This window comes from Egibacteraceae bacterium (assembly GCA_040905805.1).
GTDB lineage: Bacteria > Actinomycetota > Nitriliruptoria > Euzebyales > Egibacteraceae > DATLGH01.
Genome location: JBBDQS010000019.1, coordinates 38,594 through 55,984, shown reverse-complemented (window position 1 = coordinate 55,984; position 17,391 = coordinate 38,594). Strand labels below are relative to the sequence as shown.

Here is a 17,391-nt window from a genome sequence, read left to right as displayed (position 1 = left end):
GATGAGCAACAGGACACTGGCGAGCACGGCGATGGCGCCGTCCTCGCGGCCGAGCGCGGGCAGCGGGCCGGGGGAGGTCCTCATCGGTGCAGCCTCCGAGATGTGGGCGTCATATCTTTCCGTATATGAAACAGCGCGCAGAGTGATCACCGGGATACGGGTTCGCCCCGCTGACACCACAAACCCCCCGGCGGGACTAGTGCGTCGGTGGCGAGCCAGGCGGGGCTGGTCAACAACCTGAACGAGGGCATGGCCTGGGGGCTGTTCCTGATCTACTTCGCGCTCGCCGGCCTCGGCGTGGCCCGGGTCGGGCTGCTGGTCGCGATCGCCCCCGCCGTCTGGGGCATCGGGCAGCTCGCCACCGGCGCGCTGTGGGACCGCATCGGGCCGGGGATCGGTAGGGCGGTCGGGCCAAGGGCATGGGCCGAGAATCGTGGCGACGGTGCAAGGCGCCGTCACGATGTGGCACCGTGATGGTCGTGCACGACGACGCGCGCCGCTACCAGCGCCACCTCGAGGCGCTGCTTGGCGCTCCAACCGCTGTGGGCAACCGCGTCGACGTGCTGCGCAACGGCGACGAGATCTTCCCGGCGATGCTCGAGGCCATCCGCGCGGCCGAGCGGACGGTCGACCTGCTGACCTTCATCTACTGGGACGGTGCCATCGGCCGGACGTTCGCGGACGCGTTGGCGGAGCGGGCGTCCGGCGGCGTCCGCGTGCGGGTCCTCCTCGATGCGCTCGGAGCGCGCAAGATGAACCGTGCGTGGGTGTCGCGGATGGAGGCCGCCGGCGTCCGCGTCGAGTGGTTCCGTCCCATGACCGACCCCCGCGTGTGGCGCTGGAACCACCGGACGCATCGCAAGGTGCTGGTCTGCGACGAGACCGTCGCGTTCACCGGCGGGGTCGGCATCGCCGACGAGTGGGCGGGCGACGCCCGCCACGCCGGTGAGTGGCGCGACACGCACTTCCGCGTCACCGGTCCCGCGGTTGAGGGCCTGCGTGCGGCCTTCACCGGGAACTGGGCGGAGACGGGGCAGCCGGACTGGGACGCCGGGGTGGACACCTTCCCCATCCAGGCGGCGGTCGGCGACGTCGACCTCCTCACCGTGCGCGGGCAGGCGCAGGCGGGCTGGAGCGATATCACGACGGTCGTGCGCACGCTATTGCGGCTGGCCGAGCGTCGGGTGCGCATGGCCACCGCGTACTTCTCCCCCGATCCGACCACGTTGCGCCTGATGCAGCAGACGGCGGAACGTGGCGTCGAGGTCCAGGTTCTCCTGCCCGGACCCCACGCGGACAAGCGCTTCGTCCAGGTGGCGGGCGAGGACGTGTACCGTCCGCTGCTCGACTCGGGCGTGGCGATCGCCAACTTCCAGCCGTCGATGCTGCACGCGAAGATCACCCTGGTCGACGACGTCGTCGCGTGCATCGGCTCGGCCAACCTCAACGCCCGCACGTTCGCCCACGACGAGGAGATCGTGCTCGTGGCGTTCGACGCCGCGCTCGCGGGGGTGCTCGACGGCCACTTCGTCGAGGACTGGGCGCGCTCCGAAGCCATCGACCTCGATCGCTGGCGTCGCCGCAACCCGCTGCAGCGCGGGGTCGAGCAGATCGCGTCCGCGGTCTCCTGGTTCATCTGACCCACCCGACCGGCGCCTCGCCGGATGGAGTCCCGTCACCTCGCCTGGGCCTTGTCGAGCGGCTACCGGTCGTACTGGAAGTACCGGTCCCAGCGCTCGTCGAGCCGGCGCATCGCCTCGTCCATCGGGACTGCCGCGAGTCGCTCCCCGTCGGCTTGCGTGACCAGCCGCAGCTCGCGCAGCTTGTCGACCCCGTCGTCGACCTCGAAGTCCATCTCCAGGTCCCAACGGTCGCGGAACCAGGCTTCGATCCGCTCGTCGAGCTGGCCGGCGGTCAGGGGACGGTCTGCGGTGCGCAGGAAGTACCAGGCGAGCAGCGCCTCCTTGGCCTCCTCCTCCTCCGCGTCGTCGATCAGGTGGTGCAACACCCCGGTGTCGTTGTCGAGGTTGCGGAAGTACAGGTTGTCCGACAGGGTCTTCATGAACTCCATCTTGCGCTTCTTGAACTTGTTGAGCTGGCGGGTCAGGTACCCCCCGAGCGAGCCCAGACCGGCGCCGAGGGTCACGAGGGTCGCCTGGTCGAGCTCGATCGGCTCATCGCGCAACCCGAGCCAGAACCCGGCCAGCAGGAGCAGCAGGCCGAGCGTGGTCAGCAGCTTGGTGGACACGATCACGATCCCGCTCACGAACGCCGGCACCCCGATCATGACTTTGTCGATGACGCGCATGCGCGGCTCGGCGTTGGGAAACAGCATCTCCAGGTCGGCGCGGGGCACGTCCTGGAAGAGCTTGAGGATGGTCGATCCCGGGGTGAACGGCAGCTCGTCGGTGTCCTGGTCGGCGAAGTGCTCGGCGTCCTTGAACGTGACGAGCATGAGAACCTTCTCGTAGTTGGTGAAGACCACCGTGCGCCGCCGGAGGCCGAACCAGCTGGTGAGCTCCTCCTCGCGCACCGTCATGCCACGGCGGAAGAACAGCACATCGTCGAAGTCGGTCCTGTCCACGGTCAGGTGCAGCTCGAGCAGCGACTCCTCCTCGAAGGCGCTCTGCAGGTCCTGCTCGGAGATCGGCTCGAAGTTGCCATGATCGAGCAGCTCGCGCAGCCCCTCGACCAACCGGCGCCGGGCGGCATCGCGGTCCTGGCCGTCGTAGCGGCGCACGGCCCGGGTGTCAGGATCGGGGTTGAACGGGGCGTAGGCGTCCTTCAACGCCTCGAGGCGGGAGTGGAACTCGTGGTGGAACACGGCATTGAGCAGGGTGGCGAACGGCCGGAAGCGGTCCTGCTCCGGTTGCGGGAGCCGCCCATCCTCGTCGAGCATGCCGACCAGGTCGCTGCGGCGAAACGGGATGAAGCGCTGGGTTGCCGCACCTGCCGGCATCGTCGAGTCAGCTCGCCGCGCTGTTGCGGGCGCTATTCGGCGTCACGAACGGGCTCGCCGGCCGGGGCCAGCAGCCACCACACGTCCCCGACACCCTGACCCGCCGTGTCGCCAGGCTCGCTGTCGTCGGCGTAGTGGTAGAGCGGCCAGTCGTCGTAGGTGACCTGTGTGCTGCCGCGCATCGGACGTCCCTTCGTGGCGTGTGGTTCGGCGTGCAACCTACCGCTCGCCGTCCCGCGTCGTCACGCCGTGCAGGAATATGCCATTCACACACACGTGCGTCTATCACCTGAACGGGGACCTCTTTCTGCACAAGACATGTATGGCCCTTGCACTTACGGAAACCCGGTGGCTATGCGTATGGTCGGCGCGCCGTGCCCACCCAAGCCGCTGACCGGCGCCGCAACGGGCACGGCGGGAGGTTGCGATGACCGCGGTCGACGTCCCCACCATGCGGGACAAGCCCGACGTCAACACCGATGAGGTCCACGTCCTGTGGATCAACGCGGGACTGAGCTGTGACGGCGACTCGGTCGCCCTCACCTCGGCGACCCAGCCGAGCATCGAGGACATCGCCCTGGGCGTCCTGCCCGGGTTGCCGAAGGTCCACTTCCACTGGCCGTTGATCGACTACGAGAACGGGCCCGTGGGCGTCCGCGACGACTTCATCCACTGGTTCTTCGAGGCCGAGGCGGGCAAGCTCGACGCGCCCTTCGTCCTGGTGGTCGAAGGGTCGATCCCCAACGAGAAGATCATCTCGAAGGGCTACTGGGCCGCCTTCGGCAACGATCCCAAGACCGGCCAGCCGCGCACGACCAGCGACTGGGTGGAGAGCCTCGCGCCGAAGGCGCTGGCGGTGGTCGCCGTCGGCACGTGCGCGACCTTCGGCGGCATCCACGCGATGGAGGGCAACCCCACCGGCGCGATGGGCGTGGCTGACCTGCTCGGCTGGGACTTCACCACACCGGCCGGGATCCCGATCGTCAACGTGCCGGGCTGCCCGATCCATCCCGACAACCTGTCCGAGACGTTCCTGTACCTGCTCTACCAGGCCACCGGCCAGGCACCGATGATCCCCTTGGACGAGAAGCTGCGACCGACGTGGCTGTTCGGCGCCACGGTCCACGAGGGCTGCCACCGCGCCGGGTACTACGAGCAGGGCGACTTCGCCGAGGACTACAACTCGCAGAAGTGCCTGGTGAAGATCGGCTGCTGGGGGCCGGTCGTGAAGTGCAACGTGCCCAAGCGCGGCTGGGTCAACGGCATCGGCGGCTGCCCGAACGTCGGCGGCATCTGCATCGCCTGCACGATGCCCGGCTTCCCCGACAAGTTCATGCCGTTCATGGACGAGCCACCCGGCGCCACCGTCTCCAGTGCCGCCATCGGGGGCTACGGCAAGATGATCCGCCGCCTGCGGACCATGACCGCCAAGACGCTCGACAAGGAGCCCAAGTGGCGCCATAGCGGCCCCAGGCTCACCACCGGCTACAAGCCCAACTGGCGCTGACGCGCACACCGACGAAGGAGACCGCCATGACCCATACCGCCGACGTCGCCAAGCCGAGCACGCGCAAGGGGGGCAAGCAGGACCTGGTCGAGATGGCCTGGGACCCGATCACCCGCATCGTCGGGAGCCTCGGGATCTACACCACGATCGACTTCAAGCAGCGCGAGGTCGTGGAGTGCTACAGCACCTCGCATGTCTTCCGCGGCTACAGCGTGTTCATGAAGGGCAAGGACCCACGCGACGCCCACTTCATCACCAGCCGCATCTGCGGCATCTGCGGGGACAACCACGCGGCCTGCTCCGTGTACGCCCAGAACATGGCGTACGGGATCGCACCCCCGCCGATGGGCGAGTGGATCATGAACCTCGGCGAGGCCGCCGAGTACATGTTCGACCACGCGATCTTCCAGACCAACCTCGTGGACGTGGACTACTGCGAGAAGATGGTCCGCGAGACGAACCCGAGCGTGTGGGAGCAGGCCAAGAAGGCCGAGGCCCCCAACGCCGGGCTGCACGGCTACCGCACGATCGCCGACATCATGACCGCGCTCAACCCCCTGGAGGGTGAGCTGTACCTGGAGGGCCTGCAGGTCTCGCGCTACACCCGCGAGATGTTCTGCCTGATGGAGGGCCGCCACGTCCACCCGTCCACGCTGTACCCCGGTGGCGTCGGCACGCAGGCGACCGTGCAGCTGTTCACCGACTACCTCGTGCGGCTCATGCGCTACGTGGAGTTCATGAAGAAGAACGTGCCGCTGCACGACGACCTGTTCGACTTCTTCTACCAGGCCATCCCCGGCTACGAGCAGGTCGGCGACCGGCGCATCATGATCGGCAACTGGGGGGCGTTCCAGGACCCCGACCACTGCGACTTCCGCTACGAGAACATGGAGCACTGGGGCCGCAAGATGTTCGTGACCCCAGGCATCGTGGTCGACGGCAAGCTCATCACCACCAACCTCGTGGACATCAACCTCGGCATCCGCATCCTGCTCGGCTCGTCGTACTACGACGACTGGGAGCACGAGGAGATGTTCGTCACGCGCGACCCGCTCGGCAACCCCGTCGACCGCCGCCACCCCTGGAACCAGACGACGCTGCCCCAGCCCGACAAGCGCGACTTCGACAACCAGTACACCTGGGTCATGTCGCCGCGCTGGTTCGACGGCAAGGACAACCTGGCCATGGACACCGGTGGGGGGCCACTGCCCCGGCTGTGGGTGACCGCCCTGGCCAACCTGGTGGACATCGGCTACGCGCAGTCGACCGGCCACAGCGTGAAGATCAACCTGCCCAAGACCGCCACCATGGGGGAGCAGACGCTCGAGTGGAACGTCCCCGAGCGGTCCAACACGCTCGAGCGCAACCGCGCCCGCAGCTACTTCCAGGCCTACTCGGCCGCGTGCGCGCTGCACTTCGTGCAGATCGCCCTGGATGAGTGCAGGGCCGGCAACACCGACACCTGGACACCGTTCGAGGTGCCCGACGACGCGATCGGCTGCGGGTTCCACGAGGCGGTGCGCGGCGTGCTCAGCCACCACCTGGTCATCCGCGACGGCAAGATCGCCAACTATCACCCCTACCCCCCCACGCCGTGGAACGCCAGCCCGCGTGACGTGTACGGCACCCCCGGTCCCTACGAGGACGCCGTGCAGGGCCAGCCCATCTTCGAGGAGAACGACGCCGACAACTTCAAGGGCATCGACGTCATGCGCACGGTCCGCAGCTTCGACCCCTGCCTGCCCTGCGGGGTGCACCAGTACCTCGGCCGCGGCAAGGTGCTGAAGCAGCTCCACTCCCCGGCGGGCAACCCCGAGGCCTGACGACCGCGACGGGGAGGACGGACATGACGACCATCGACGTGGACGCGACCGGCCGCCGGGTGGAGGCGCTGCTCGACGTGATCGCCGCCACCGAGCCGGCCGCCGGCACGGCGGCCGAGCAGCTCGTCGGCGAGCTGGTCGGCATGTACGGGGCCGCTCTGGAGCGGCTGCTCGACGTGCTGGCCGAGGCGGCCCCCGACCGTCTGGCCACCGTCGGCGCCGATCCGCTTCTGACGGGGCTGCTCGCGCTGCACGACCTGCACCCCACCGCCCTGGTCCACCGGGTGCAGGCAGCCCTGGAGGAAGTGCGTCCGCTGCTGGAGCCCCGCGGCGCGGACGTCGTCGTGCTCGGCGTCGGCGCCGACGTGGTGCGCCTGCGTCTGGAGGGCATCACCGGGTGCGGTGCGGAGGGCCTCGAGCAGGCGGTGCAGGACGCGGTGGCGGCCGGTGTGCCCGACGTCGGGCACGTGGAGGTCACCCAGGCGACGGCGCCGTCCACCAACGGCCTGATCCACCCCGACACGCTGTTCGTGCGGCCGGTCGGGCGGCTGGGATCGGTCGTCTCGTGAGCGGCCTGTCGCGCTTCGTGGGGGTGGACGCGCCCGACACCCCGCTGCGCCGCTTCCTCTCCCCCGGGCCGGCCGGGACACCGGGCAAGACCTGCGAGCTGTGCGCCGAGACCCTCGACGACCCGATCCGCCCCGACGACCGCCACCGCCACGTCGTCGACCTCGACCGTCAGGGTCTGCTGTGCACCTGCCGGGGGTGCGCCCTGCTGTTCACCGAGCCCGGCGCCGCCGGGGGACGCTACCGCGTCGTGCCCGAGCGCCTTGCCCGCCTCGAGCCGTTCGCCCTCGAGGCCCAGCAGTGGGCCGCCTTGCAGGTCCCCGTCGGCATCGCCTTCTTCCTGCGCCGCTCCGAGCCCGAGCGCACCGTGGGCTTCTACCCCAGCCCGGCCGGCGCCACCGAGTCCGAGCTCCCGCTCGACGCCTGGGACGAGGTGGTCGGCGCCAACCCGGCGCTGCGGGCCGTGGAGGCCGACACGGAGGCGGCGCTGGTGCGCTTCCGCACCGACGCGCCGGCCGAGTGCTTCATCGTCCCGATCGACCGCTGCTACGAGCTCGTCGGCCGGTTGCGACTGCACTGGCGCGGCTTCGACGGCGGGCGGGAGGCGCGCGAGCGCATCGCCGCGTTCTTCGACGAGCTCGCCGTCCGCAGCCGGCCCCTCGGCCGCGGGCGGGAGCAGCAGTCCAGCGGGGCGGCACCGGCATGAGCGACCTCACATTCGCCGTCGTCGGTGCCGAGCCGATGCCCTTCGCCCTCGTGCCGACGCTCGGCGTGCGCCTGCGCATCGCCGCGGGCGGGGGCCAGACCATCGACTCGATCGTGCTGCGCTGCCAGATCCGCGTCGAGGCCGACCAGCGCCGCTACGACGACGGCGAGCAGGAGCGGCTGCTGGAGGTCTTCGGCGAACCCCACCGGTGGGGGGACACCGTCAAGTCTTTCGTGTGGGCCCACGTCGCCACGTCCGTCGGACGCTTCGACGGTGCCACCGATGTCGACCTGCCGGTGGAGTGCAGCTACGACCTGGAGGTCGCCGCCGGCAAGTACTTCCACGCGCTGCGCGGCGGGGAGATCCCGCTGCTGCTGCTGTTCAGCGGCACGGTCTTCACCCGCGGGCCCCGCGGCCTGCAGGCGGCGCAGATTCCCTGGGACCGCGAGGCCCGCCACCGCCTGCCCGTCGCGGTGTGGCGGCAGATGATGGACGCCCACTTCCCCGACGGCGGCTGGCTGCGGCTGCGCCGCGAGACCCTCGACGCCCTGATGGCCTACAAGGCCCGTCACGCCCTGCCGACCTGGGACGACACCGTCGAGCGTCTGATGGGCAACGTGGAGCTCGGGTCGTGACCGGCGCCGACGCGCTCGCCGGCGCCCGGCGGGTGGCCGACGCGGTCCTCTACGAGGGCTACGTGCTGTTCCCGTACCGCAGCTCGGCGACCAAGAACCGCTACCGGTGGCAGTTCGGCGTGGTGGTGCCCACCGCCCAGGTCGTGGCCGGCAGCACCGAACCCGACGAGGTGGTCAGCCAGTGCCTGCTGCGCGTGGGCCCCGCGACCCGCGTCGAGGTGATCGTGCGGTTCCTGCGCGTGCGCCGCCGGGCGGTCGAGGTGCTGGAGGCCGGGGCGCACCGGTGGGTGGAGCAGACGGAGGTCGACGGGCAGCTGGTCACCTCCTGGGACGAAGGCCTCGAGCACGAGGTGTCCACGGGAGCCCTGGCCGTCGACGACCTGCTGGCGGCCGAGCAGGTGGTGGAGATCGCGCTGCCCGCCGCCCGCAGCGAGGAGCCACTCGGCGCCGGGGGCTCGGCCGGGCGGGTGGTGCGCACCGACGAGCCGCTGACCGGGGTGCTGCGCGTCACCGCAGAGCGGCTCGACGATGGGGTGGTGCGGGTGACCACCACGGTGCGCAACACGACCCCATGGGCGGCGACCGGCGCGGCGCGCGACGAGGTGATGCGCCGGTCGTTGATCGGCGTGCACCTCCTGCTCGCGGCGGATCTCGGCTCGTTCGCGTCCCTCACAGACCCGCCGGAATGGGCGCAGGGCTGGGTGGCCTCGCTCACCAACCGCCACACCTACCCGGTGCTGGCCGGTACACACGGCCGCGACGACGTGGTGCTGTCCTCGCCGATCATCCTGGCCGACCACCCCCAGCTCGCGCCGGAGAGCACCGGCGACGCGTTCGACGCCACGGAGATCGACGAGCTGCTGATGCTGGCCGTGCAGGCGCTCACCGACGAGGAGAAGCGCCACGCCCGCGCCACCGACCCGCGGGCGGCACAGGTGATCGACCGGGCCGACCACCTGCCGCCCGAGGTCATGGAGCGTCTGCACGGCGCGGTCCGCCAGTTCGACCCCCCGGTCATGACAGCGGCTGCGGACCCCGGGGACCGCGGGGACCGCGGCGAGCACCGCAAGATGCTCGACCACGAGCTCATGGAGTTCCTCGGCGTGGACGAGGCGCCGCTGGAGCAGGTCACGGTCGGCGGTCAGGCGGTGGCGGTGGGCGACCGCGTGCGGCTGCGGCCGAGCCGGCGGGCCGACGCCCAGGACCTGTTCGCCGCCGGTCGCATCGCCCGGGTGGCGGCCATCGAACGCGATCTGGACGGCGACACCTATGTCGGGGTGACGCTCGAAGACGATCCCGCAGCCGATCTGCACGAGGCGGCGCGGCGCTATCTGTACTACCACCCCGACGAGGTGGAGCCGGTGCAGGCATCGGGTGCGATCCGACCGCGCCCGGACGACTAGAGGAGGGTCGGAGATGGTGGAGAAGTGGTTCTTCCGTTCGATCGTGATCGGGCTGCTGGCCGTGCTCGTGGCAGCGACCGTCGCGTCGGCCGACGACATCAAGCGCTACATCCGCATCAAGCGCATGTAGCCACAGGAGGAGACTGACCATGCCGAACAAGCGAGGAACCCTCACCGGCCCGGCCGAGCTCGAGACGGCTCACCCCTGGCCGCCCGGGCGCTTCGAGGAGCCCGAGCCCCAGGCGGCACGCGGCGCGCCGGGCAGCCGGGGCATGAGCGACCCCGACGCCCGCAACCGGCGCGGGCCGTCCGGACCGCGTCGGGGCCGGGGCCAGCAGCACTCCGCGCAGGAGTGGTCCGGCGTCAACCCGCTCGATCCCATTCTCCCGTCGATGCCCCGGCTCAAGACCGGCGACCAGGGCGGTTGAGCGCCGTGAGCCGGCACGGCGTGCTGGTCGCCGGGGTGGGCAACATCTTCCTCAGCGACGACGGGTTCGGCTGCGAGGTGGCGCGCCGCCTCGAGGGCGCCGGCCTGCCGGCAGGCGTCCGGGTCGCCGACTACGGCATCGGCGGCATCCACCTCGCCTACGACCTGCTCGACGAGTACGCCCTGCTGATCCTGCTCGACACGGTCGATGACGTCGGCGACGGCGGCCGGCCCGGCGACGTGGCGGTCATCGAGGTCGATCCCGACGACGGCCGCCCGCAGCTCGACGCGCACAGCATGGACCCGGCGACGGTCTTCACGAGCCTGCGCACCCTCGGTGGCAGCCCGCCGCGCACGCTGCTGGTGGGCTGCAAGCCGGCCGATGTGGGCGAGGGCATGGGGCTGTCCCCGGCCGTCGCCGATGCCGTCGATGTGGCGATCGCGGCGGTCAGAGAGCTGCTCGGCAACGTCGCCGACGGCGCCAGCACACCCGCAGCCGCAGCAAAGGAGCATTGATGGAGATCCTCGGCATCATCTTCCTGATCGTGATCGCCGTGCTGGGGTTGGCCGTGCTGGCGGCCATGGTCGCGTCCGCTTCCGACATCCGCAGGTACCTGCGGATCCGCAGGATGTGAGCGCCATGCATGAGCTCGGTATGTGCCAAGGAGTCCTCGCCGCTGTGGAGCGGCGGGCACAGGGCCGACCCGTGGCCCGGGTGGGTGTGCAGGTGGGCACGCAGCTGGGCGTGGCGCCCGAGGCGTTCCAGCAGAACTTCGAGCTGGTCGCGGCCGGTGGCGTGGCCGCGGAGGCCACGACCCACCTCACCATGGTCGGCGGCGACGAGCTCCTCCTCGAGTGGATCGAGTACCGCGAGCCGTTGCCGGCCGAGACGAAGGCGTAGCGATGTGCCTCGGCATCCCCGGCCAGGTGCTCGCGTTCTCCGACGACAGCGACCAGCTCGCCACCGTCGCCGTCACCGGTGTGCCCCGCACCATCAACATCGGCTTGGTGCGCGACGCGGGCCTGGAGATCGGTGACTGGGTGCTCCTGCACGTCGGCTTCGCCCTGGAGGTCATCAGCGAGCAGGAGGCGACCGAGGCCATGCAGGGCCTGCAACTGCTCGGCTCCGGTTTGCCGCACGCCGGCCCCCCGGCGGAGGGGGCCGGCGGGGATCTGCCACCCGGCTGGTCCGCCACTCGGTAGGGTCACCGAGAGCCATACGATCGGAGACGCTGTGCTCGGGGAAGCCGCCTGCGACCTCGTGACCTCCGGCGCCTACGGACACCTCGTCACCATGAACCCGGACGGTCGTCCGCACGTGACGCTGGCTTGGTTCGACGTCGACGGCGACGACCTGCTGTTCGCGACCTTGTTCAACCAGCGCAAGCTGGACAACCTCCGCCGGCATCCCCGGGCGGTGGTGTCGTTCGAATCGGGTCAGGTGAACGAGCACGGGCTGCGCCCGTATCTGGTCGTGGAAGGTGCCGCGACGGTGACCGAGGGCGGCGGGCCCGCCTTGCTCCAGCGGTTGGCCCACCGCTACCTCGGCCCGGACGTCACGTTCCCGCCGATGCCGGACCCGCCCGAGGGCTACGTGACGCGCATCGCCGTCTCCTCCGTCGGCGGCGTGGGGCCGTGGGCCCGATAGACGCCACGCAGCACCCGGCCGCGAAGCGACCGCCCTGGATGCCGACACTCGCGCTGCAACCGAGGAGAACCAGAACGGCTCCTGAGGAACGGCACCTCCCGTTGACATCCGGGTCAATCGGGGCGACTCTTGTGGGGTGCGGGATGACCGTCGGGTGTACGGCGGCACCCCCAGAGTGGGTGTGTGTCCGGCGGGGCACGGTTCACCGTGCCTGGCACGCACGCCCCCAAAGCGACACGAGGAGATCACGATGACCGATGACAGCACCCCGGGCTCGCCCGGGAGCCCCATGCCCCCACCACAGGGCGGCCAGCCGGGGGGGGTCCCGCAGGGCGGGCCGCCGAGCGCGGACGGGCTGGACCCGAAGGTGGGCGGTCTGCTGAGCTACCTGCTGTTCGGGTGGATCGGCGGCCTCATCATGTACCTCACCCAGAAGCACCCCGAGGTGCGGTTCCACGGGGCGCAGTCGGTCATCGTGTTCGGCGGGATCACGGTCGCGTGGATCGCGCTGCAGATCATCGCGGTGGTGCTGCCGTTCGGAGGAATCCTGACATTCTTTGTCGGGATAGTGCTGTGGCTCGGCTCGCTGGTGCTCTGGGTCATCCTGTGCATCAAGGGCTACAACCTCGAGCACTTCAAGCTGCCGGTCGCCGGTGACCTCGCCGAGCAGTGGGCCGCCAAGTAGCGGGCGCCCTCCGGTCGCGCACGTGTCCCGGCTACCACGCCGCCGGGCGCGTGACCGCGACCGCCAGCCGCTCCAGGTAGGCGTCGCGCGCGACCTCGACCGCGCCCATGCGGGCGAGGTGGGGGGTGGGCAGCTGGACGTCGAAGAGGGCGAACCCCCGGTCGCGCAGATGCTCGACGAGGTGGACCAGCGCGACCTTGGAGGCGTCGTCGGCGCGGTGGAACATGGACTCGCCCATGAAGGCTGCGCCGACGGTGACGCCGTACACCCCGCCGACGAGCTGCTCGTCGGGGCCCCACACCTCCACGCTGTGCGCGTGACCGAGCCGATGCAGGCGCGCGTAGGCGCCGGCCATCGCGGGGGTGATCCACGTGCCGTGCCCCGGTCGGTCGGCGCAGGCGGCCACGACCGCGGAGAACGCCGTGTCGCGGGTGCCGCGGAACCGCTCGGACCGCAGCGTGCGGCGCAGGCTGCGTGAGATGTGCAGCCCGTCGAGGGGCAGCACCGCACGAGGGTCGGGTGACCACCAGAACACCGTGCCGTCAGGACCCGGCCAGGGGAAGATCCCGCGCGTGTAGGCGTCGAGCAGGGTCGCCGGCTCCAGGTCCCCGCCCCGGGCGAGGGGTTGGTCGCCGGGCGTGGACCGGGGGTCTGGGAAGCGACTCACCGGGCCGCGAGCAGCTCCTGGACCACGGTGGCGTTGGCCCGCCCGCAGGCCACGCCGCGGCTGACCACGTCATCGATCACCGAGAAGTTCAGGGCGTTGACCCGCTTGGTGAAGTCGGGCCGCAGGACGAGGTCGGCGGACGCCAGGCGCTCCTGGGCGAACTGGCGCTGGCCGATCTCCAGGCCCCGCAGCAGCGTGAGGAGCCAGTTGTCGGTGTCGCTCGGCTCCAGGTGCTGACCGGTGTAGACGGCGAGGACCACCTCGGCCCCGAGCGCACGCGCGACATCCACCGGCGCGGGGTCGGCGAACCCGCCGTCGATGAGCACCCGGCCGTCGAGCTCGACCGGCTTGGCGAGGCCGGGGATCGCCGCGCTGCCCAGCGTGGCGGGCACCAGGTCGCCCTCGGTGAGCACCACCCGCTCCCCCGCGTGCAGGTCGGTGGCGACCACGGCCAGCCGCAGGCGCGTGTCGGCGAAGGTGGCGACGGGCCCGAGCACCTGCGCCATGGTCGCGCGGCCGTACTCCTCATAGCCCACACGGCCCCACGTCCAGAAGGTCGGCGCCAGCCTGCGCGCGCTGCGCAGGGCGGCTCGCACGAGCTCCAGCCCCTCGTTCTCGCGGGGATCGGTGAAGGCGGGCAGGTGGGTGCGGTCCACCGCCTCGAGGGCCTCGGCCCAGTCGGTGCGGGCCGCGTAGGCCGCGCCCACCACCGCGCCCATGGACACGCCGACGATGACGGAGGGCACGATGCCGGCGCGCTCCAGCGCGGTCAGCACACCCGCGTGCGCCAGCCCGCGGACGCCCCCTCCTCCGAGGACGACCCCCAGCCGACGGTCCGGTGCCCGCGGCGGTGTCATCCCCGCTGATCGTCGCGGGCGCGTCCGCGTGTGTCCAGCGAGCAGGCTACTGCTCGATGTCTGACCCGATGGCGTGTGCGCCGCCGTCGACGTGGACGATCTCGCCGGTGACCGCGGGCATCCAGTCGCTGAGCAGGGCGCACACGACGCGCGCGACGGGTTCGGCGTCGGTGATGTCCCACCCCAACGGGGCCCGCCGTGACCAGGAGTGCTCGAAGTCGGTGAAGCCGGCGATGGATTTCGCGGCCACCGTCTTCAAGGGGCCCGCGGCCACCAGGTTGACGCGCGTGCCCTGGGAGCCGAGGTCGCGGGCGGTGTACCGGCAGGCGGCCTCCAGCCCGGCCTTGGCCACGCCCATCCAGTCGTAGGACGGCCACGCCACGCTGGCGTCGAAGTCCAGGCCGACGATCGACCCGCCCCCGGCCTTGGCCAGCAGCGGTGCCACGGCGTGCGCCAGCGCGGGGAACGAGTACGTGGAGATGTGCATGGCGATCGCGACGTCCTCCCACGGCGCGGTCAGGAATCCGCCACCGATCGCCGAGGGGGGCGCGAAACCGATCGCGTGGACGACCCCGTCGAGTCCGTCCCAGCGGCGCTCCAGGTCGGCGGCGACCGCCTCCAGGTGCTCGGGCTGGCTGACGTCGAGCTCGAGGATGTCGGGTTCGTCCGGCAGCTTCTTCGCGATGCGTCTGGTGATGGACATGCCGCGTCCGAAGCCGGTGAGCACGATCTGCGCGCCCTGCTCCTGGGCGCACCGCGCCACGGAGAACGCGATGGACGCGTCGGTGAGCACGCCCGTGACCAGTAGCCGCTTGCCGTCGAGGAGCCCCATCAGCGCAGCGCGCCCGGGGGTGTGCGGGGACGGATGGTCATGCTCCCGTCAGAACCAGCACGGCGTTCTGCCCCCCGAAGCCGAAGCTGTTGCTCATGACGACGTCCACGCCACCGTCGCGCGGCGCCTTGGCGATGATGTCGATGTCGATCTCGGGGTCCTGGCTGTCGAGGTTCGCAGTCGGCGGCATGCGCTGCTGCTGCAAGGCCAGGATGCTGAAGCCCGCCTCGATGGCGCCGGCGGCCCCGAGGGAGTGTCCGGTGACGCCCTTGGTCGAGGTCACCGCGACGTGGTCGCCGAGCACCCGACCGATCGTGCGCGCTTCGGACACGTCGTTCAGCGGGGTGGAGGTGCCGTGGGCGTTCACGTGCGTCACCTCGTCGGGGCTGATGCCGGCGTCGTCCAGTGCGCTGCGCATGGCGCGTTCGGCACCCGAGCCCTCGGGGTCAGGTGCGGTGATGTGGTGGGCGTCGGCGGAGGCGCCGTAGCCGGCGAGGTGGCCCCGCACGGTCGCGCCACGCGCCGCGGCGTCCTCGACGCGTTCCATGATCAGCACCCCGGAGGCCTCGGCGGCGACGAACCCGTCGCGGGCGACGTCGAACGGCCGGGAGGCGCGGGCGGGGTCGTCTCCGCGGGTGGACAGCGCCTGCATCTGGGCGAACCCGGTGATGGACAGCGGCGTCAGTCCCGCTTCCGTGCCCCCGGTGATGGCGATGTCACAGGCGCCGGAGCGCAGCAGATCACGCGCCACGCCGACGGCCGTGGCGCCGGACGCACAGGCCGTCGCGGTGACCAGGTTGGGACCCAGAGCTCCGAACTCCATGGCCACGATGCCGGCGACCATGTTCGGCACGAGCATGGGGATGAGCATGGCCGACACGCGGCTGGGGCCCCGTTCGAGCAGCCGGCGGTGCTGGGCCTCCCACGTCTCGGCGCCGCCCATCCCGCAGCCGAGAACGACCGCGACACGCGCGCCGTCCCAGGTCGCCGGGTCAAGGCCCGAGTCCTCGATGGCCTCGCGGGCGGCGACGATCGCGAGCTGGGTGAAGCGGTCGAGCCGTCGGGCCGCCTTGCGCCCGAGCAGCTCGACCGCATCGAAGCCGGGCACCCGGCAGGAGAAGTCGACGGTCAGGCCTTCGAGCACCGGGTCGGTGGCCGCCGCGGACACGCCGGCGCACACCCCGTCCCAGCTGGCCTGCGTCCCCAGTCCGGCGGGGGTCGCGAGGCCGAGCCCCGTGATCGCGACGGGGGTCGTGCGGTGTGTCGCTGTGCTCAAACCTTCGCACCCTTTGACTCCAGGAGCTTCACGGTGTCCTGGAGGTTCTCGAGGTCCTCGGCCTCTTCGTCGGTGATGCGCACACCGAGCTCCTCCTCAGCGGCGAGCGCGAACTCGACGAGGTCGAGCGAGTCGAGGTCGAGGTCTTCGAAGGTGGCCTCGGGGCTGAGATCCTCCTCGGGGACGCCGAACTTGTCGACCAGCAGGGTCTTGACACGGTCGTAGACAGCTGACATTGGGTCTCCTCTTTCTGTGGGTGGAGCTATGGGATGAGGTGGTGATGCTAGGCAGCCGACAGGCGCGGCCAGGTCAGTATGGTTGATCCCCAGGACAGGCCGGCGCCGAACGCGGTGAGCAGAACCTTCTCACCGGGCTCCAGGTCCAGGTCGGCCAGCGCCAGGGGGATCGAGGCGGCGGACGTGTTGCCGTAGCGGGCGACGTTGACCACCCGGCGCTCGGACGCCACACCGAGGCGGTCGGCGACCGCGTCGAGGATGCGGGCGTTGGCCTGGTGGCCCACGAGCCGGTCGACGTCGGCGACCTCCAGACCCGCGCGGGCAAGGACGGCGCGGGACGACTCGACCATGCGCTGCACAGCCTGCCGGTAGACCTCCTTGCCGTCCATGCGCAGGAAGTGGGCGTCGTCGGCGACGCTGTCGGCGTCCGCGGGGCGGCGGGAGCCGCCGGCCTCCACCTGGAGCAGGTCGGACAGGTCCCCGTCGCTGCCGAGGTCGAAGGGTCCCACGGAGCCGGGCTCGTCGGGGGAGCGTTCCCGGCGCATCACGACCGCGCCGGCGCCGTCGCCGAACAGCACCGCCGTGGTCCGATCGCGGTGGTTGACCATGCTGCTCATGGTCTCCGCGCCGATCATGAGCACCCGCTGGGCGGCACCCGCGGCGAGCAGGCCGGCGCCCGTGGCGAGTCCGTAGATGAACCCGGCACAGGCACCGTGGACGTCGAAGGCCGCGACCTTGGGCAGACCGAGCCGGGCCGCCACCTCAGGACCCGTCGAAGGGCAGACGCGGTCGGGGGTGGTGGTCGCGATGATGACGGTGTCGATGTCGCCGGCGCCGGCGGACTTCATCGCTCGCGCGCCGGCCTCGACGGCGAGGTCCGCGGTGGACGTGCCCGGGTCGACGACGTAGCGCTGCTCGATCCCGGTGCGGGTCCGGACCCACTCGTCAGTCGTCTCCAGATGTCGGGCCAGCTCGTCGTTGGTGACCACCCGCGGCGGCACGCAGGTGCCGAGTCCCTCGATGACGGCTCGGGGCATGGATGCGTCGTTCGTGATGGCGGCGACCTTCCTGGTTGCGGCGTGGGGTTCGCGGCTGCGGTTGCGGCGCGGGAAAGGAAAGTACGCTCTGCACTCTATTGACATCGACGTCAATGTCAACCTCTC

Annotated in this window: 22 protein-coding genes; 14 read left to right on the top strand and 8 right to left on the bottom strand. The window is 71.0% G+C overall.

All coding sequences use genetic code 11. The features are described 5' to 3' along the window. The first annotated feature begins 207 nt into the window (after positions 1 to 207). Together WD250_03780 and WD250_03775 are read left to right on the top strand one after the other, a co-directional pair. Positions 208 to 474 (top strand): hypothetical protein, encoded by a 267-nt coding sequence (locus WD250_03780; GenBank protein MEX2619318.1) that lies wholly within the window; start codon positions 208 to 210, stop codon positions 472 to 474. Then, positions 474 to 1,640 (top strand): phospholipase D-like domain-containing protein, encoded by a 1,167-nt coding sequence (locus WD250_03775; GenBank protein MEX2619317.1) that lies wholly within the window; start codon positions 474 to 476, stop codon positions 1,638 to 1,640. The genes WD250_03780 and WD250_03775 overlap by 1 nt, the downstream gene beginning before the upstream one ends. Positions 1,641 to 1,702: 62 nt before the next feature. Here WD250_03775 and WD250_03770 read toward each other — a convergent pair whose 3' ends face one another. Continuing rightward, positions 1,703 to 2,959 (bottom strand): TMEM143 family protein, encoded by a 1,257-nt coding sequence (locus tag WD250_03770; protein ID MEX2619316.1) that lies wholly within the window; start codon positions 2,957 to 2,959, stop codon positions 1,703 to 1,705. 32 nt (positions 2,960 to 2,991) lie between these two features. Then, on the bottom strand, positions 2,992 to 3,141 hold the full coding sequence (locus WD250_03765) for a hypothetical protein (GenBank protein ID MEX2619315.1): 150 nt from the start codon (positions 3,139 to 3,141) through the stop codon (positions 2,992 to 2,994). A 245-nt stretch (positions 3,142 to 3,386) separates the two neighbouring features. Here WD250_03765 and WD250_03760 point away from each other — a divergent pair, with 245 nt between their 5' ends. The 12 genes from WD250_03760 (at position 3,387) to WD250_03705 (ending at position 12,360) form a co-directional block, all read left to right on the top strand. Further along, complete coding sequence (locus tag WD250_03760; protein MEX2619314.1) at positions 3,387 to 4,466, top strand: hypothetical protein; 1,080 nt, start codon at positions 3,387 to 3,389, stop codon at positions 4,464 to 4,466. A 26-nt stretch (positions 4,467 to 4,492) separates the two neighbouring features. Next, positions 4,493 to 6,289 (top strand): nickel-dependent hydrogenase large subunit, encoded by a 1,797-nt coding sequence (locus WD250_03755; protein ID MEX2619313.1) that lies wholly within the window; start codon positions 4,493 to 4,495, stop codon positions 6,287 to 6,289. Positions 6,290 to 6,312: 23 nt separating this feature from the next. Then, positions 6,313 to 6,858 (top strand): NifU family protein, encoded by a 546-nt coding sequence (locus WD250_03750; GenBank protein MEX2619312.1) that lies wholly within the window; start codon positions 6,313 to 6,315, stop codon positions 6,856 to 6,858. Then, positions 6,855 to 7,562, top strand: a complete 708-nt coding sequence (locus WD250_03745) for a DUF5947 family protein (protein ID MEX2619311.1) — start codon at positions 6,855 to 6,857, stop codon at positions 7,560 to 7,562. The genes WD250_03750 and WD250_03745 overlap by 4 nt, the downstream gene beginning before the upstream one ends. After that, positions 7,559 to 8,197: a DUF6084 family protein gene (locus tag WD250_03740; GenBank protein MEX2619310.1), complete on the top strand. Its 639-nt coding sequence runs from the start codon at positions 7,559 to 7,561 to the stop codon at positions 8,195 to 8,197. Before WD250_03745 ends, WD250_03740 begins: the two co-directional genes overlap by 4 nt. Beyond that, the gene (locus WD250_03735; protein MEX2619309.1) at positions 8,194 to 9,600 is read left to right on the top strand and encodes a hypothetical protein; all 1,407 of its coding nucleotides are present in this window, start codon (positions 8,194 to 8,196) and stop codon (positions 9,598 to 9,600) included. Before WD250_03740 ends, WD250_03735 begins: the two co-directional genes overlap by 4 nt. Before the next feature lie 149 nt (positions 9,601 to 9,749). Then, the gene (locus WD250_03730; protein MEX2619308.1) at positions 9,750 to 10,028 is read left to right on the top strand and encodes a hypothetical protein; all 279 of its coding nucleotides are present in this window, start codon (positions 9,750 to 9,752) and stop codon (positions 10,026 to 10,028) included. 5 nt (positions 10,029 to 10,033) lie between these two features. After that, complete coding sequence (locus WD250_03725; GenBank protein MEX2619307.1) at positions 10,034 to 10,543, top strand: hydrogenase maturation protease; 510 nt, start codon at positions 10,034 to 10,036, stop codon at positions 10,541 to 10,543. Between the two features lie 124 nt (positions 10,544 to 10,667). Then, positions 10,668 to 10,928 (top strand): hydrogenase/urease maturation nickel metallochaperone HypA, encoded by a 261-nt coding sequence (locus WD250_03720; GenBank protein MEX2619306.1) that lies wholly within the window; start codon positions 10,668 to 10,670, stop codon positions 10,926 to 10,928. A gap of 2 nt (positions 10,929 to 10,930) precedes the next feature. Next, positions 10,931 to 11,230 carry a HypC/HybG/HupF family hydrogenase formation chaperone gene (gene hypC, locus WD250_03715; GenBank protein MEX2619305.1) on the top strand — a complete coding sequence of 100 codons (300 nt, stop codon included), beginning with the start codon at positions 10,931 to 10,933 and terminating at the stop codon, positions 11,228 to 11,230. Positions 11,231 to 11,261: 31 nt separating this feature from the next. After that, positions 11,262 to 11,675, top strand: a complete 414-nt coding sequence (locus tag WD250_03710) for a PPOX class F420-dependent oxidoreductase (protein MEX2619304.1) — start codon at positions 11,262 to 11,264, stop codon at positions 11,673 to 11,675. A gap of 250 nt (positions 11,676 to 11,925) precedes the next feature. Continuing rightward, positions 11,926 to 12,360 carry a DUF4870 domain-containing protein gene (locus WD250_03705; protein MEX2619303.1) on the top strand — a complete coding sequence of 145 codons (435 nt, stop codon included), beginning with the start codon at positions 11,926 to 11,928 and terminating at the stop codon, positions 12,358 to 12,360. Positions 12,361 to 12,391: 31 nt separating this feature from the next. Here the strand turns inward: WD250_03705 and aat are convergent, their stop codons facing one another. From aat to WD250_03675, 6 genes are read right to left on the bottom strand one after another with little or no spacing between them, the layout of a single operon-like run. Next, positions 12,392 to 13,027 carry a leucyl/phenylalanyl-tRNA--protein transferase gene (gene aat, locus WD250_03700; GenBank protein ID MEX2619302.1) on the bottom strand — a complete coding sequence of 212 codons (636 nt, stop codon included), beginning with the start codon at positions 13,025 to 13,027 and terminating at the stop codon, positions 12,392 to 12,394. Then, entirely contained in the window at positions 13,024 to 13,884 is an 861-nt protein-coding gene (locus WD250_03695) for a patatin-like phospholipase family protein (GenBank protein MEX2619301.1), read from the bottom strand. The genes aat and WD250_03695 overlap by 4 nt, the downstream gene beginning before the upstream one ends. A gap of 46 nt (positions 13,885 to 13,930) precedes the next feature. Continuing rightward, on the bottom strand, positions 13,931 to 14,716 hold the full coding sequence (gene fabI / locus WD250_03690) for an enoyl-ACP reductase FabI (GenBank protein ID MEX2619300.1): 786 nt from the start codon (positions 14,714 to 14,716) through the stop codon (positions 13,931 to 13,933). Between the two features lie 37 nt (positions 14,717 to 14,753). Continuing rightward, a complete protein-coding gene (locus WD250_03685) occupies positions 14,754 to 15,992 on the bottom strand; it encodes a beta-ketoacyl-[acyl-carrier-protein] synthase II (protein MEX2619299.1) in 1,239 nt (412 codons plus the stop codon). Beyond that, the gene (locus WD250_03680; protein ID MEX2619298.1) at positions 15,989 to 16,228 is read right to left on the bottom strand and encodes an acyl carrier protein; all 240 of its coding nucleotides are present in this window, start codon (positions 16,226 to 16,228) and stop codon (positions 15,989 to 15,991) included. The genes WD250_03685 and WD250_03680 overlap by 4 nt, the downstream gene beginning before the upstream one ends. Positions 16,229 to 16,275: 47 nt before the next feature. Further along, positions 16,276 to 17,265, bottom strand: coding sequence for a beta-ketoacyl-ACP synthase III (locus WD250_03675; GenBank protein ID MEX2619297.1), 990 nt, complete (start codon positions 17,263 to 17,265; stop codon positions 16,276 to 16,278). Positions 17,266 to 17,391 lie beyond the last annotated feature (126 nt).

What these genes read in the sequence shown, in the direction of transcription:
- WD250_03740 (MEX2619310.1), top strand. Translation starts at nt 7,559, where the DNA reads ATGAGCGACCTCACATTCGCCGTCGTCGGTGCCGAGCCGATGCCCTTC.
- hypC (MEX2619305.1), top strand. Translation starts at nt 10,931, where the DNA reads ATGTGCCTCGGCATCCCCGGCCAGGTGCTCGCGTTCTCCGACGACAGC.
- WD250_03730 (MEX2619308.1), top strand. Translation starts at nt 9,750, where the DNA reads ATGCCGAACAAGCGAGGAACCCTCACCGGCCCGGCCGAGCTCGAGACG.
- WD250_03705 (MEX2619303.1), top strand. Translation starts at nt 11,926, where the DNA reads ATGACCGATGACAGCACCCCGGGCTCGCCCGGGAGCCCCATGCCCCCA.
- WD250_03680 (MEX2619298.1), bottom strand. Translation starts at nt 16,228, where the DNA reads ATGTCAGCTGTCTACGACCGTGTCAAGACCCTGCTGGTCGACAAGTTC.
- fabI (MEX2619300.1), bottom strand. Translation starts at nt 14,716, where the DNA reads ATGGGGCTCCTCGACGGCAAGCGGCTACTGGTCACGGGCGTGCTCACC.
- WD250_03775 (MEX2619317.1), top strand. Translation starts at nt 474, where the DNA reads ATGGTCGTGCACGACGACGCGCGCCGCTACCAGCGCCACCTCGAGGCG.
- WD250_03675 (MEX2619297.1), bottom strand. Translation starts at nt 17,265, where the DNA reads ATGCCCCGAGCCGTCATCGAGGGACTCGGCACCTGCGTGCCGCCGCGG.
- WD250_03750 (MEX2619312.1), top strand. Translation starts at nt 6,313, where the DNA reads ATGACGACCATCGACGTGGACGCGACCGGCCGCCGGGTGGAGGCGCTG.
- WD250_03760 (MEX2619314.1), top strand. Translation starts at nt 3,387, where the DNA reads ATGACCGCGGTCGACGTCCCCACCATGCGGGACAAGCCCGACGTCAAC.
- WD250_03695 (MEX2619301.1), bottom strand. Translation starts at nt 13,884, where the DNA reads ATGACACCGCCGCGGGCACCGGACCGTCGGCTGGGGGTCGTCCTCGGA.
- WD250_03755 (MEX2619313.1), top strand. Translation starts at nt 4,493, where the DNA reads ATGACCCATACCGCCGACGTCGCCAAGCCGAGCACGCGCAAGGGGGGC.
- WD250_03720 (MEX2619306.1), top strand. Translation starts at nt 10,668, where the DNA reads ATGCATGAGCTCGGTATGTGCCAAGGAGTCCTCGCCGCTGTGGAGCGG.
- WD250_03770 (MEX2619316.1), bottom strand. Translation starts at nt 2,959, where the DNA reads ATGCCGGCAGGTGCGGCAACCCAGCGCTTCATCCCGTTTCGCCGCAGC.
- WD250_03765 (MEX2619315.1), bottom strand. Translation starts at nt 3,141, where the DNA reads ATGCGCGGCAGCACACAGGTCACCTACGACGACTGGCCGCTCTACCAC.